Annotated in this window: 10 protein-coding genes; 5 read left to right on the forward strand and 5 right to left on the reverse strand. The window is 72.2% G+C overall.

The features are described from left to right. Positions 1–31 precede the first annotated feature (31 nt). Together MYF83_RS19275 and MYF83_RS19280 are read right to left on the reverse strand one after the other, a co-directional pair. Positions 32–1,588 (reverse strand): hypothetical protein, encoded by a 1,557-nt coding sequence (locus MYF83_RS19275; RefSeq protein WP_248961854.1) that lies wholly within the window; start codon positions 1,586–1,588, stop codon positions 32–34. Positions 1,589–1,679: 91 nt separating this feature from the next. Then, positions 1,680–2,489: an ABC transporter ATP-binding protein gene (locus MYF83_RS19280; protein ID WP_248961855.1), complete on the reverse strand. Its 810-nt coding sequence runs from the start codon at positions 2,487–2,489 to the stop codon at positions 1,680–1,682. A gap of 75 nt (positions 2,490–2,564) precedes the next feature. Between MYF83_RS19280 and MYF83_RS19285 the strand changes: the two genes are divergently transcribed. The 5 genes from MYF83_RS19285 (at position 2,565) to MYF83_RS19305 (ending at position 7,970) form a co-directional block, all read left to right on the forward strand. Then, positions 2,565–4,163, forward strand: coding sequence for an acyl-CoA carboxylase subunit beta (locus MYF83_RS19285; protein ID WP_248961856.1), 1,599 nt, complete (start codon positions 2,565–2,567; stop codon positions 4,161–4,163). 9 nt (positions 4,164–4,172) lie between these two features. After that, on the forward strand, positions 4,173–4,376 hold the full coding sequence (locus MYF83_RS19290) for an acyl-CoA carboxylase subunit epsilon (RefSeq protein ID WP_248961857.1): 204 nt from the start codon (positions 4,173–4,175) through the stop codon (positions 4,374–4,376). A 103-nt stretch (positions 4,377–4,479) separates the two neighbouring features. After that, positions 4,480–5,427: an NYN domain-containing protein gene (locus MYF83_RS19295; protein WP_248961858.1), complete on the forward strand. Its 948-nt coding sequence runs from the start codon at positions 4,480–4,482 to the stop codon at positions 5,425–5,427. A gap of 267 nt (positions 5,428–5,694) precedes the next feature. Next, positions 5,695–7,467, forward strand: a complete 1,773-nt coding sequence (locus MYF83_RS19300) for a DNA-3-methyladenine glycosylase 2 family protein (protein WP_248961859.1) — start codon at positions 5,695–5,697, stop codon at positions 7,465–7,467. Next, entirely contained in the window at positions 7,464–7,970 is a 507-nt protein-coding gene (locus MYF83_RS19305; RefSeq protein ID WP_248961860.1) for a methylated-DNA--[protein]-cysteine S-methyltransferase, read from the forward strand. Before MYF83_RS19300 ends, MYF83_RS19305 begins: the two co-directional genes overlap by 4 nt. 74 nt (positions 7,971–8,044) lie before the next feature. Here the strand turns inward: MYF83_RS19305 and MYF83_RS19310 are convergent, their stop codons facing one another. The 3 genes from MYF83_RS19310 to MYF83_RS19320 form a co-directional block, all read right to left on the reverse strand. After that, positions 8,045–8,980 (reverse strand): hypothetical protein, encoded by a 936-nt coding sequence (locus MYF83_RS19310; RefSeq protein ID WP_248961861.1) that lies wholly within the window; start codon positions 8,978–8,980, stop codon positions 8,045–8,047. Next, positions 8,977–9,771, reverse strand: a complete 795-nt coding sequence (locus tag MYF83_RS19315) for a hypothetical protein (protein WP_248961862.1) — start codon at positions 9,769–9,771, stop codon at positions 8,977–8,979. The genes MYF83_RS19310 and MYF83_RS19315 overlap by 4 nt, the downstream gene beginning before the upstream one ends. 195 nt (positions 9,772–9,966) lie before the next feature. After that, positions 9,967–13,083 carry a BTAD domain-containing putative transcriptional regulator gene (locus MYF83_RS19320; RefSeq protein WP_248961863.1) on the reverse strand — a complete coding sequence of 1,039 codons (3,117 nt, stop codon included), beginning with the start codon at positions 13,081–13,083 and terminating at the stop codon, positions 9,967–9,969. Positions 13,084–13,113: the final 30 nt, after the last annotated feature.

Raw genomic sequence — 13,113 nt, forward strand, 5'->3', positions numbered from 1 at the left:
TGAACGACGTCCGGGACAGATGGTCAGAAGTTCAGGAGGGACGGGATACAGCAGTGAGGAGGTCGGGGAGGCGGGCGTAGCCGATCATGGCGGCCAGCCGCCGGCCCGCGAAGGCCACCGCCAGGCCGTACGGCACGGCCAGCAAGGCGACCCAGGTAAGTCCCAGGAACACCGGCAGCACCACTGGGACGGCGAGCAGGCTCGTGCCCAGCATCGCGCCGAACGACCCGGCGAACGCCACCCCGCCTTGCCCCGGAGCCGCGCTGGTGAAGGCGTTGATCCGTTCGGGATAGGTGTAGGGCAGCACCACGCTGGTCACCGCCCCCACGCCCAGGGCGATCTGCAGCAGGCCCGCGGAGGTGAGCAGAGCGGGGAGCACCCAGGGCGGATACCCGGCGAACAGCGCGGCGGCGATCGACAGCACGGCGAGCAGCGGGACCGCGACCAGCGAGACGGCCAGGTGCCGCCCCGCGAAGTCGGTGCGCAGGTCGCGCTGGGAGGAGTACACGATCGCGTTCATCCACAGGGCACGGCCGTCGATGCCGAAGGCGTTGGACGCCTGGAGCCCGATCATGAGCGCGCCGATGCACGCGGGGGCGACGGCCAGCGCCGCCCCTTCCAGGCCGTTCGGGCCGCCGCTCAGGGAGAACATCAAGATCCCGGCGAAGCCGACCGCCGCCATCCAGCCCATGCGCCCGCGCGGCTCGCGGCGGACGTACTTCAGCTCCTTGGCGACGACGGCGCCGAGCGGACCGGCGGGAAGCAACCCGTCGAAGCGGCTGCGGCGCACCGAGCCGACCTGCGTCGAGGAGTCGGCCCGCACCATCGCCCTGCGAAGCACCGCGATCCACACGTCGCCGAGGGCGAGCACCACCACGCCTACGACGGCGATCTCGGCCAGCCCGGCGAGCGCGCCGTCGGCGATGGCGTGCGCGGCCATGGCCGGCGGCCCCCACCGCACGATCGAGGCGAGGCCGGAGAGGAACACGCGCGGGTCGCCGCCGACGCCCTGGTTCAGCAGCAGGTTCGGCACCTGGGTCAGCAGGATGACGAACACGACGCCCACGGCCAGCAGGTCACGGCCGCGCCGGGTGCGCAGCACCCCCGAAAGCGCCGTCGTGACGACCCGCGAGGCCACCAGGCAGAACGCGAGCTGCAGCACCGCCGCCACCAGGCCGACCAGCACGCCGGTCAGGCTGCGCGACAGCCCGACCACGGCGCCGAGGAGCACCAACAGCGAGGCCAGCGGCCACGGCCCGGTGACCGACGCGGCGAACATCCCGGTGGCCATCTGGCGTGCGGTCAGCGGGAACAGCGCCAGCCTCGCGGGGTCGAGCGTCTCGTCGACGCCGAACACGAGCAGCGGGCCGATCACCCAGATCAGCGTGAGGAGGGTGAACAGCACCATGCCGGCGTCCAGCGCCACATCGGGAGGCGCGAGCCGCAGCAGGCTCATCAGGGCGAAGCCGCCACACGCGGCCAGCGCCGCCGCGATCAACGTGAAGACGAAGCCGACCTGCCGCATGACGTCGCCGCGCAGGTTGCCGGCGATCAGCCGCAGCTTCAGCCGGACGAAGAGCCAGGCCATGACGGCCCCTCCCCGCTGAGGACCAGGAACAGGGCGGCGTCCGGAGAGATCACGTGACGGCGGCGCCCGGCCAAGCCGGGGTCCGGAGAGATCAGGCGCGGGCGGAGCCGAGCCATGACAGGCCCTCCTCGCCGTTGCCTCGGGCGCCGACCAGGTCGAGCAGTGCCTCGTTGAGGGTGTGGTCGCCGCGCACCTCACTGAGCGGGCCCTGGGCGACGATGTGGCCGAGGTTCATGACCGACACCCAGTCGCAGAGCCGCTCGACCAGTTCCATGACGTGGCTGGAGAAGACCACGGTCGAGCCGGAGGAGGTGTAGCGCTGGAGGACCTCGACGAGGGTGTTGGCGCTGATCGGGTCGACGCCCTCGAAGGGCTCGTCAAGGAAGAGGACCTCGGGGTTGTGCAGCAGGGCGGCGGCCAGGCCGATCTTCTTGCGCATGCCGGTGGAGTAGTCGACGACCAGCTTGTCGGCCGAGCCGGTGAGGTCCATGACCTTCAGCAGCTCCTCGGCGCGCTGTGCGACCTCGTCCTTCGGTATGCCGCGGAGCTGGCCGTTGTAGGTGAGCAGTTCGCGGCCGGAGAGCCGTTCGAAGAGCCGCAGCCCCTCGGGGAGCACACCGACATGGGCCTTGACCGCGACGGGGTCACGCCACACGTCGACCCCGTTGACCTCGACCGAGCCCGCGTCGGGCAGCAGCAGGCCGGTGATCATGCTGAGCGTGGTGGTCTTGCCCGCGCCGTTCGGCCCGACGAGGCCGGCGAAGCTGCCACGCGGCACCACGAGATCGACTCCCGCCACCGCCACCTGCTGCCCGAACCGCTTGTACAGCTTGTGGGTCCGGACCGCTTCGGCGGAGCCCGCTATCACGGGCGAGCCGCCCCCGGCGGCGAAACTGGTCATGCCGTTCACTCTAACCGGGGGCGCTACTCCACCTCCGGATGACCGCGGATGTGAGCGGCGGGCTAACCTACGGGCATGAGTGCTGACCCGGTTCCACACCTCGACGGCATCGACCCGCACACCACCGCGGGAAAGATCGCTGACCTGGAGCGACGCCGCGAAGAGGCGTCCCACGCCGGGTCCGCGCGCGCGGTGGAGAAGCAACACTCCAGGGGCAAGATGACCGCGCGCGAGCGGCTGGTCGCCTTCCTCGACGAGGGGTCCTTCGTGGAGTTCGACGAGCTGGCCCGCCACAGGTCGACCAGCTTCGGCATGGCGGACGAGCGGCCGTACGGCGACGGGGTCGTGACGGGGTACGGCACTGTGGCGGGCCGTCCGGTGGCGGTCTTCGCGCAGGACTTCACGGTCTTCGGCGGCTCGCTCGGCGAGGTCTTCGGCGAGAAGATCGTCAAGGTCATGGACCACGCCCTGAAGACGGGCTGCCCGGTCGTCGGCATCAACGACTCCGGAGGCGCCCGCATCCAGGAAGGCGTCGTCTCGCTCGGCCTCTACGCCGAGATCTTCAAGCGCAACGTGCACGCCTCCGGGGTGATCCCGCAGATCTCCCTCATCATGGGGCCGTGCGCCGGGGGCGCGGTGTACTCTCCCGCGCTGACCGACTTCGTGCTCATGGTGCGCGAGAAGTCCCACATGTTCATCACCGGGCCGGACGTCATCAAGACGGTGACCGGCGAGGAGGTGACGTTCGAGGAGCTCGGGGGCGCGCACACCCACAACTCCAGGTCCGGGGTGGCCCATTACGAGGCGGCCGACGAGAACGACTGCCTGGAGTTCGCCAAGGCGCTGCTGTCCTACCTGCCGTCCAACAACATGGACGAGGTGCCGGCGTTCGACTCCCCGGCCGAGCCGACCGTCACCGACGCCGACCGCGAGCTCGACGTGCTGATCCCCGACTCGGCGAACCAGCCGTACGACATGCATCGGGTGATCGAGCACGTGCTCGACGACGGCGAGTTCCTGGAGATCCACGCGGAGTTCGCGCCGAACATCGTCGTCGGGTTCGGGCGGGTCGAGGGCAGTTCGGTAGGCGTGGTGGCCAACCAGCCGATGAGCTTCGCGGGGACGCTGGACATCGCCGCCTCGGAAAAGGCCGCGCGATTCGTCCGCACTTGTGATGCTTTTAATATCCCTGTCCTGACTTTTGTGGACGTGCCGGGGTTCCTGCCGGGTACGGATCAGGAATGGAACGGGATCATCCGGCGCGGCGCCAAGCTCCTGTACGCCTACGCGGAGGCGACCGTGCCGCTGGTGACGGTGATCACGCGCAAGGCGTACGGCGGCGCGTACGACGTCATGGGCTCCAAGCACCTCGGCGCCGACATCAACCTGGCGTGGCCGACGGCCCAGATCGCGGTGATGGGCGCTCAGGGCGCGGTCAACATCCTCTACCGGCGGGAGCTGGCCACGGCCGAGGACCCCGAGACGGAGCGGGCGCGCCTGATCAGCGACTACGAGGACACGCTGGCCAATCCGTACCTGGCGGCCGAGCGCGGATACGTCGACGCGGTGATCAGGCCTTCCGACACCCGGATCCAGATCGTCAGGGCGCTTCGCGCGCTCCGCAACAAGCGCCAGACCCTGCCGCCGAAGAAGCACGGCAACATCCCCCTGTAGGAGCCGTCCATGGATCAGCCCTATCTGAGGATCATTCACGGCGACGCCACTTCCGAGGAGGTCGCCGCGCTGGTCATCGCCATCGCGACAAGAGCCTCAAAACCTGCTCAACCCGCGCGAAGCCGCGAAACGTGGCGTAACCCAGCACATCAGATGAGAAGGGTGTTCCCTACGGGGCCAGGAGCGTGGCGGGCAAGCTCACGGCCTCATTAGATCTTTCGAAGTGGGTGTCAAGCGCGCTAAGAGTTGGGACTATCTAGAAATGGGGGAATATAGTCAGCCGATCATCAACTAGGACCGAGGCCTGGAGGAGAGCATGGCAATCCCGGACCTCACACCGCATCCCGTGGCGGCGAAATACGCCGTCCTCGTGGACGTCGGCTATCTCTACGCGGCGGCGGGCGAGGTCATCCTGGGGGCCAAGGAGCGCAAGGAATATCGCGTCGCCGCCGACGAGCTCATCCAAGCCCTCAAGAAGCACGCGATGGAGCGCATCCCCGGCGAGCTGCTGAGGGTCTACTGGTACGACGCCGCCCGCGACCGCGTTCCCACGGTCGACCAGCGCGTGATCGCGCAGCTTCCCTGGGTCAAGGTGCGCCTCGGCAACCTCAACGCCCGGGGGCAGCAGAAAGGCGTCGACGCGCAGATCCGCAGCGACCTCGAGGCCCTCGCCCGCCACCACGCCGTGAGCGACACCGTGCTGATCGCCGGCGACGAGGACATGGTGCCCGCCGTCGAGGCCGCCCAGACGTTCGGGGTGCGCATCCACCTGTGGGGGGTCGAGCCGCCCTACGGCACCAACCAGGCCGAACGCCTGGTCTGGGAGTCCGACACCGTCGAAGAGCTGGGCGCCGACTTCCTGCGGCCCTACTTCAGCCGCGCCGCCCAGGTCGTGCCCGCCGCCGCGCCGTCGCCGCCCTCGCCCGCCCAGGTGTTCGCCGGGCGCACCGCGATCAGCGCCAAACCCGCGGTCAAGCACCCCGGCCAGGTCACCAAGCTCGGGCCGAGCCGGCCGAGGGTCGAAGAGGTCGGCGAGCACGTCGCGCAGAAGTGGATCCTCACCCGCGGCCGCGACAACATCCGCGACCTGCTCCCCGGCCCGCTGCTGCCGACCGTCATCGACACCGAACTGCTCATCGAGGCGGAAAAGGAGCTCGGCCACTCGCTGCGCCCCTACCCCGAGGCCCGAGTATGGCTACGCGACGGCTTCTGGGCCCGCGTCTACCGCGAATTCGACCTAGGCGTAGGCATCTCCACCAAGTAACCCCCCGCAGCCCCCGCTCCCCCCAGCCGCCGCTGCCCCCAGCGCGCCCGCCCTCCTTCGGCCGGCGTCCCACTCCCTCCCCGGCCGATACGGTCCTCGGGATTCGGCGCCGCGACGACGGGAACGGGGTACGGCGGGACCGGCGCCGCCGTACGGTGGGCTACCTGGTGGCTTGCGGAAGACCCATGAGCCACCCCTCCGGCCCGGCCACAGCCGGGTCCGATTCCCGCCAGTCGTGGGCTGCCAGCAGCGCATAACGTCGTACATGTGACCCCACACCAGACCCTCGACTTCGACTCCTGTTACCGGGCGGCGAGCGCCCGCGACACGAGGTTCGACGGGCGGTTCTACACAGCCGTCACCTCGACCGGGATCTACTGCCGCCCCATCTGCCCGGCGCGCACCCCCGCACGACGTAACGTCCGCTTCTACCGGCACGCCGCGGCGGCCGAGGCCGCGGGCTTTCGCCCGTGCCGCCGCTGCCGGCCGGAGCTCAGCCCTGGAGACCCCGGCTGGGACGTCCCCGCCGACCTCGTCGGGCGCGCCCTGCGCCTGATCGACGACGGGGTGGCCGACGAGTACGGCGTCGCCGGGCTGGCGAACCGGCTGCACGTCACCGAACGCCACCTGCTGCGCCTGTTCACCGCCCAGCTCGGCGCCGGTCCGCTGGCGGTGGCGAGGACCCGGCGGCTCCTGCTCGCCAAGCAGCTGCTGACCGAGACCTCGCTGCCGATCACCGACGTCGCGTTCGCGTCCGGGTTCGGCAGCGTCCGCCAGTTCAACGCCACCATGAAGGAGGCGTATGGCTTCGCCCCCAGCGACCTGCGCACCTCCTCGGGACCGCTCGCCCGGGTCGCCGCTCGGCCCGGCAGCACGTCCCCGACTGGTACGGAAGCACCTGCTACCGCTCGGACGGCGACCGGTACTCGACCCGGCACGGCCACCGCTGGTGCGCGGGCCGAGGCGGCACCCGCCCCTGGCATGCCGGCGGCGCTCACGCTACGGCTGACCCACCGCACTCCCTATGACGCCGAGACCCTGCTCGCCTTCCTCTCCGCCCGGGCGATCCCAGGGGTGGAGGAGTCGGGTCCGGCGGGCTACCGGCGCGCCGTCCCCGGCGGGGTGATCACGCTGGCTCCGGCGGACGGGCACGTCAAGCTGTCGGTGACCTTGGACGACACCCGCCACCTGGCCAGGATCGTCTCCCGGTGCCGCCGGCTGCTCGACCTGGACGCCGACCCGGGCGCCATCGCCGACGTCCTCGGCGCGACCACGCTCCGGCCGCTCGTCGAGCGCAGGCCGGGACTGCGCGTGCCGGGCGCCTTCGACGGCTTCGAGCTGGCCGTGCGCGCCGTGGTCGGCCAGCAGGTCTCCGTGGCGGGAGCCAGAACGCTGCTCGGCCGCATCGCCGCCCGCGCCGGCACCTTCGCCAAACCCTGCGACATCCCCGGCACCCCCGCTGCCGCCCAGCCGTCCGTCCTCGCGGCTGCCGGCATCTCCGCCGGCACCCCCGCAGCTCCTGCGGAAGCCCGTACGGACTCTCCGGCCGGCGCGCACCCGGCCCCTCCGGTGGGTGCCGGTGCTGACGGCCCATACCTGCTGTTCCCGAATGCCGAACGGCTGGCGGAGGCCGATCTTTCCGGGCTCGGGCTCACAGGCCGGCGGATCGCGACGCTGAAGGCCGTCGCCGAGAAGGTGGCCGACGGCGAGCTGGACCTCGACGGCGGCGCGGATCCGGCCGAGACGGCCGCGCGGCTGATGGCGATCCCGGGCATCGGCCCCTGGACGACCGGCTACATCGTGATGCGCGCGCTGCGCGACCCCGACGCGTGGCCCGCCGGGGACCTCGGCCTGCGACGGGCCATGAAGGCGCTCGGCATCGCCGAAGACGACGTCGAGCGGTGGCGCCCCTGGCGGGCCTACGCCGCCCTGCACCTGTGGAGCTCGGAAGGACGCCGGTTAGCCCAGGTAGAGCCCGAAACGACCTCGTCCCCGGGACCACTGACTTCCGGGGCCACCACACTGAAGGAGACCCGATGACCTCGACCATCGACGCTCAGGTGCTGCCGACTCCGGCCGGGCCGCTGTCGCTGCTCGTCCACGACGGCGTGCTCGTCGCCGCCGGCTTCACCGCAGACCCCGGCCAGATGTTCGCCCGCCTGCCGGCGCCGCTCAGGGCGCTCCCCCTCCAGACCGTCGGGGACCTCGGCAAGCCCGCCCAGGCCGTGCGCGACTACCTGGACGGCGACCTGTTCGCCCTCGACACCGTGGAGGTGGACCAGCCGGGTACGCCGACCAGGCAGCGGCTGCTCACGGCGCTGCGCGCGGTGCCGGCGGGTACGACGGTGCGCTACGCGGAACTGGCCGAGCGTGCCGGGCTGCCCAGGACGGCGGCTCGGGCGGCGGGGTCGGCATGCGCCCAGAACCTCATCGCCCCGTTCGTCCCCTGCCACCGGGTGCTCCCCTCCACGGGCGGCTTCGGCGGCTACTACTACGGCACCACGGTCAAGGAGTGGCTGCTCCGGCACGAGAACTCCCTCTGAGCCCATGGCCGGCCGGGCTCTGGCAGCCCGGCTCGGCCGCCGGAGCACGGCCCGGCCCCAAAGACCCGGCTCGGTCAGGAGTCGCCGGAGTCCTTCCGGACGGTGCTCTGGACCTCGCCGACCGGGATGTCCCTGGTGACGGTGGCCTGGACCGGCTGGAAGGCGAAGCCCACTCCGGCACCCGTCACCGGCCACACGGTGGTCACGGACATGACGTACACCTTGCGCGGCTGGTCGATCGAGGCGCGCAGGTAGACCACCCCGCAGCTGAATGTGCCGCCCTTCGCGTACGGGTGGCCCGTCGCGCCGCAGTCCTCCTTGACCTCCGCCCGGCCGGCGGGCGCGCCCGACTTGATCTCGACCCTGTCGAGGGTGGCGGTGACGGTGGCGGACATGACGCCGGGGATCTCGGCGGTCACCGAACGGCTGGTCTCCCCGATGCCGGTCAGCCAGACCCAGGTCGGCAGGTTCACGTAGCTCTTGACGTCCGGGCTGAGCTCGATCTTCGGCTCGGGCACGGTCAGCGCGGCCCGGGCGAGCTGGTAGAGCTCCTGCAACGTGATCCCGCCGGGCGGGGTGGTGCCCGCCGGCACCCAGACGGCTCCCTCGAGCCCCGTCCAGCAGGAGAGCCCGTCGGGGTCGGCCGCGTTGTACGCGGGCGTCCACCAGCGGCCGTCCTTGCCGACCTTGTCCTTGTACTGCTTGAGGAACCGCTCGTAGTCCTCTTCGGTGCCGTTCGGGTGGGTGTGGAACCAGAAGTCCCTGACGTTCTCCTGCCGGTCGAGCATGGCATCGGCGTTGTCACCGGGCTCGTACCAGCAGGGACGCTGGACGCGGTAGCCGTCGCTCTTGGCGCCGAGGCCGTTGCCGCTGAGCACGATCTTGGAGTTGCGCAGCACCACACCGCTGGTGCGGTCGTTCTGGAAGCCGTCCCCGATCGGGCCTCCCGGGTCCCCGGCCGGCGCGGTGACCAGCGAGGCGGCCAGGACGAACGGCATCAGTGATCTCATCGGCGGCACTCCTTCGCACGCTGATGGGGGTAGGAGGCGTGCATGTAGGTCCTGACCCGCCACATCCCGTCGTCGCCCTTGCGCACGGCGGCGACCTGGAGGTACACCGAGGCGGGCTGCCTGGTCCAGGCGGGCTGGGTGGCGATGGGGCGGGCGCTGTCGGCGTCGGTCACCCGCACGCCCGACTCGTCGACGCAGGCGTCGACCTCCGCGCCGCGCCCGCTGACCGACGGCACCTGGATGGCGTACACCTTCGCGGTCCCGCCGGCCGATTCGCGCCGGTCCACGAAGCCGCGCACCCAGGTGTAGGCGTCGCGGCTCGCCTGATCTTCGACACCGGAGAGGTAGGCCTCGTCCTCACCCTGGGTGACGACCGCCTTCCATGATCCGACGTAGCCGTCGGTGAACGCCTTGACCATGGCCTGCTGCGCGGCGTCGAGGCCGGCGGGCCACTCGATCGACACGGTCATTCCCGGCGTGAGCTCGACGGTCTGCACCCAGGGCGTCGACAGTGCGCCCGGAGCGTTCGCCGAGCCGGGCGTGGCCCCGGGGCCGGTCGTCGTGGCGACGGAGGGGCCGGTGGTCGCCGTGCCGGCGGGATCGGTGGCCGTGGTGTCCCCGGCCGGGGTGAACGGGCGCTCCGCGCCGGCGTCCGCGCAGCCGCTGCCGAGCAGGCAGGTTCCGCCCACGGCGACGGCGGCAAGGGCGGCCCGCATCCGCATGCCGCCGACGCTAGCCACCCGCCGCGCGACCAGACCACCGTTATGCCCGTATCGGCATGACTCCGTCACCACCGCCACCTCTCTCCGCCGCTTCTCTCATGTCTCCCGTCGTCTTCCGCCATCCTCGGCCCGCCGCCACGGTTCTCCCGCCCGCCGTCACGCTTCTGCGGCCCGCCCGTCACGCTTCTGCGGCCCGCCCGTCACGCTTCTGCGGCCTGCCCGTCATGCTCCTCGGCTTCGGTGTCAGGCTCCTCGGCTTCCCTGTCATGCCGACGGCATCGAATGCAGTCGCCAGGTGGGCAGGAGCTCGTCGATCAGCGCCTCGGTCTCGGGGGCCATCCCTCCGCCGTAGGGATGGGAGGACGCGCGGCGGTGCAGCCCGTCGACGACCGCGCGCAGCTTGAGCGGGTCCCCGGTGGCGTGCGCGGCCCTGAGCAGGTCGCGCCAGAGCCCCTCGTCGTCGGCGGCCAGCAGCAGGCCCGCCCGTATCGCGGCCACGGCGGCGTCGGCGTCGCCGTGGGCCAGCCGCACCTCGCACAGCCGGTGCGCGGCGTCCGCCACGCTGGCCGTCACCTCGTACTCCAGCTCGTCGGCCGCCAGCCAGGCGTACCGCCCGCGCGGCCTGCCGTTGAGCAACGGGCCCCGGACCAGCCCCAGAGCCTTGTCCAGCAGTACGGCCCGGGCGCTCGGGTCGTTGTGGGAGCGGCGGACGAGCTCGCGGAACAGCTGCCAGTCGGACCGCACCTCGGGACCGAGCCGGAGCCGGCCGGTGTCGTCGGCCCGGAGGTTGGGCCGGCCCTCGCTGTCGGTGCCCAGCCAGTCGGCCACCCGGGCGATCGTCGCGTCGCGCACGACGGCCTGCACCCCGCGCGGCCACAGGATGCCGCCGAGCACGACGGGATGCACCCCGGCCGGGTGGGTGGCCAGGTAGACGATCAGCTCGCAGGCCAGCTCGGCCCTGCCCTCCTCCAGCGGCGGGACCGGCCCGATCTCGATCGGGCCGAGGATCCGCACGTTGATCGAAGGGGTCGTGGTGAACTCCCGCGGTTCCCCTTCCTCGCGGACCGGCTCGCCTTCGCGGCGCTCGGCGGTGCGGAACAGCTCGATGACCGCGTCATAGTGCCGCCGTGGCAGCAGCTGAGCCGCGACCGCGACGCCGAGGGCGCCGACCTTCGCGTCGCCGTCCTCGGTGATCTCCCAGGTCCACGTGGCGTGCGGGACGTCGCCCGCGATGACGTACCCGGCGGCCATGCGGGTGCCGGCGCGGCCGAGCCGTGCCAGCCGGACCGCCTCCTCGGGGTCCGGCGCGATCGCCGACAGCAGGAAGTGCGGCGGCCAGACGGGGTCGGCGGCGCGGCCGTGGACGCGGCCGGTCAGCACCTGCGCACCGGTCGCGGCCGTCTCCTCCGCCCTGGCCTCCAGCTCCGGCAGCGCCTCCGCCAGGCTGCCGACGACCCGGACGCGGTGCGGGGCGATCGTCGCCAGGTCGGCGCCGAAGCCGACCAGCGTGATGCGCATCTCGTCGGACCAGCGGTTGGTCGCCAGCTCGACGGCGAGCGCGGACAGGGCGTCGCGCACGCGGTGCCCGGTGATGGCGATCACACCGTGCGCCGCCTCCAGGTCGATCAGCACCCGGCCCGATTCGGTGACCCCGAGCGAGACCAGGCCGGGGTATGGCGCGGGCACGTCCGCCACGGCGTGTTCGTCGATGCCCCGGCCTTCGTGGGCGAGCAGCCGCCACGTGCGGCCGCCGTCGTGCGACTCCCAGGGCTCGGGCGCGTCATGCTCCGGCGGGTGGATCCACAGGTCGAGCCCCCGGGCGGACAGGTGGACGGCGTAGATGGTCGGCGGTACGCGGCCCTGCTCGGCCAGGAGCTTGCCGAGCACGCGCAGACCGTTGTCCAGCATGCGACTGCCGGGCGCGTCCGACCCGAGGCGCAGCGCGACCTCGGCACCGGCGGCGTCCCCCCTCGGCCGGGGAATGCGGTGCCCGAAGGCGCGGTACCACAGTTGCTCGCGCCGGCGGCGTCCGAGCACCGCGAGCAGGCCGGCCGCGGCGAGCGACCCGCCCGCGAGGTATTCGAGCAGGTCGAGCCCGCCGCCGTGGTCCTGCCTCTCAGGCCTGTCACCCCGGTCGGCCGCGTCGACCCGGGCGGGGCTCTGCGGCCTTCCTGCCTGGACGGACTCCACCGCGCCGGTCTCACCCGGCGGCGAGACGGCGGTCTTGGGGATCTTGGCGGAGACGGCGGGCACCTTGGGCGGGGGAGGCAGGTGGTAGGTGCGCTCGGGCATCGCGGGCGGCGGCAGGAGGATCCCGGTGCTCCCGCGCTTCCCCGCGTCCCCGCGCTTCGCCGTCTCGCCCTGCTTCGCGGTGTCGCCCTGCTTCGCGGTGTCGCCCTGCTTCGCGGTGTCGCCCTGCTTCGCGGTGTCGCCGTGCTCTGCCGTTCCGTCGGTGGCCCGGTCGCCACGCGTGTTCTCGGCGGCCTTGGCGGCCTGGTCCCCCGCGTCCTGCTCCGCCTTGCCCGTGGCGGGGAGGAACTCGGTGCGGCCGTCCAGCTCGGCGGGCTTGCCCGGATGCTTGGCGAGGGTGGTCTCCCGGCGCTCGTCGGCGGAGACGACGTGGACGTTCCTGGCGTCGTCCGGCATGTCGAGGACCCAGCCGGGCCTGATCAGGTCGGCCATCTGCAGGCGGGTGCCGTCAGGCTGCGGCTTGTGCTGGTTGAGCCGGTAGATCTCCGGATAGCGCCGCCCGTCCCCCAGGCACTTCTCGGCGATCTCCCAGAGGCTCTCGTGGTGGCGCCCGTGCGGCGGCTGGACCACGTAGACCTTCTTGACCTCGCGCACCGCCTCCAGCGAGGAGTGCTCCTCGGGGATCGGGGCGGTCAGGGCCGCGGCCACCACGGAGGGCCGGGCCGGCGGCGGGCCGGAGCCGATGCCGGCGATCGGGATCGCGACGGCGGACACGGTGAACAGCATCAGCGCGGTGGAGACGAGCCGGTTGGCCAGCGCCTGCGGGCCGCCGGACAGCGGGACGCGCGCCGGCATGCCGACCCTGCGGATCCCGGAGTACACCTCCACGACCACGCAGATGACCAGCTGGAACCAGGTGAGCCAGACCAGCAGGACGAGGATGGCGACGGCCGTGGTCGTGCTGACCTGCCGGGTCAGCAGGTCGCCGTTGAGCAGTTCCTCCGGCAGCGGAGGGCCGGCGAGGCGGAGGAGGGCATAGGGGACGCCGCCCATGAGCGCGGCCAGGGCGATCAGCGCGGCCAGGCCGGCGATCACGTCGCCGACCGTGCGCCGCGGCCGGATGCGCTGGACCGGCGCCGCCGGGGTCAGCCGGGACGGCGGGCGCGTTGGGGGCCTGCGTGACGCGGTCATCCCTCTCCCTCCTTCGTCTCCGTCGTCCCG

The organism is Sphaerisporangium perillae (assembly GCF_023276435.1).
In the GTDB taxonomy this organism is placed as follows: Bacteria; Actinomycetota; Actinomycetes; order Streptosporangiales; family Streptosporangiaceae; genus Sphaerisporangium; species Sphaerisporangium perillae.

Bases quoted from the DNA above. Each gene is read 5' to 3' on its own strand.
- MYF83_RS19275 (WP_248961854.1), bottom strand. From the start codon at position 1,588: ATGGCCTGGCTCTTCGTCCGGCTGAAGCTGCGGCTGATCGCCGGCAAC.
- MYF83_RS19280 (WP_248961855.1), bottom strand. From the start codon at position 2,489: ATGACCAGTTTCGCCGCCGGGGGCGGCTCGCCCGTGATAGCGGGCTCC.
- MYF83_RS19285 (WP_248961856.1), top strand. From the start codon at position 2,565: ATGAGTGCTGACCCGGTTCCACACCTCGACGGCATCGACCCGCACACC.
- MYF83_RS19290 (WP_248961857.1), top strand. From the start codon at position 4,173: ATGGATCAGCCCTATCTGAGGATCATTCACGGCGACGCCACTTCCGAG.
- MYF83_RS19295 (WP_248961858.1), top strand. From the start codon at position 4,480: ATGGCAATCCCGGACCTCACACCGCATCCCGTGGCGGCGAAATACGCC.
- MYF83_RS19305 (WP_248961860.1), top strand. From the start codon at position 7,464: ATGACCTCGACCATCGACGCTCAGGTGCTGCCGACTCCGGCCGGGCCG.
- MYF83_RS19310 (WP_248961861.1), bottom strand. From the start codon at position 8,980: ATGAGATCACTGATGCCGTTCGTCCTGGCCGCCTCGCTGGTCACCGCG.
- MYF83_RS19320 (WP_248961863.1), bottom strand. From the start codon at position 13,083: ATGACCGCGTCACGCAGGCCCCCAACGCGCCCGCCGTCCCGGCTGACC.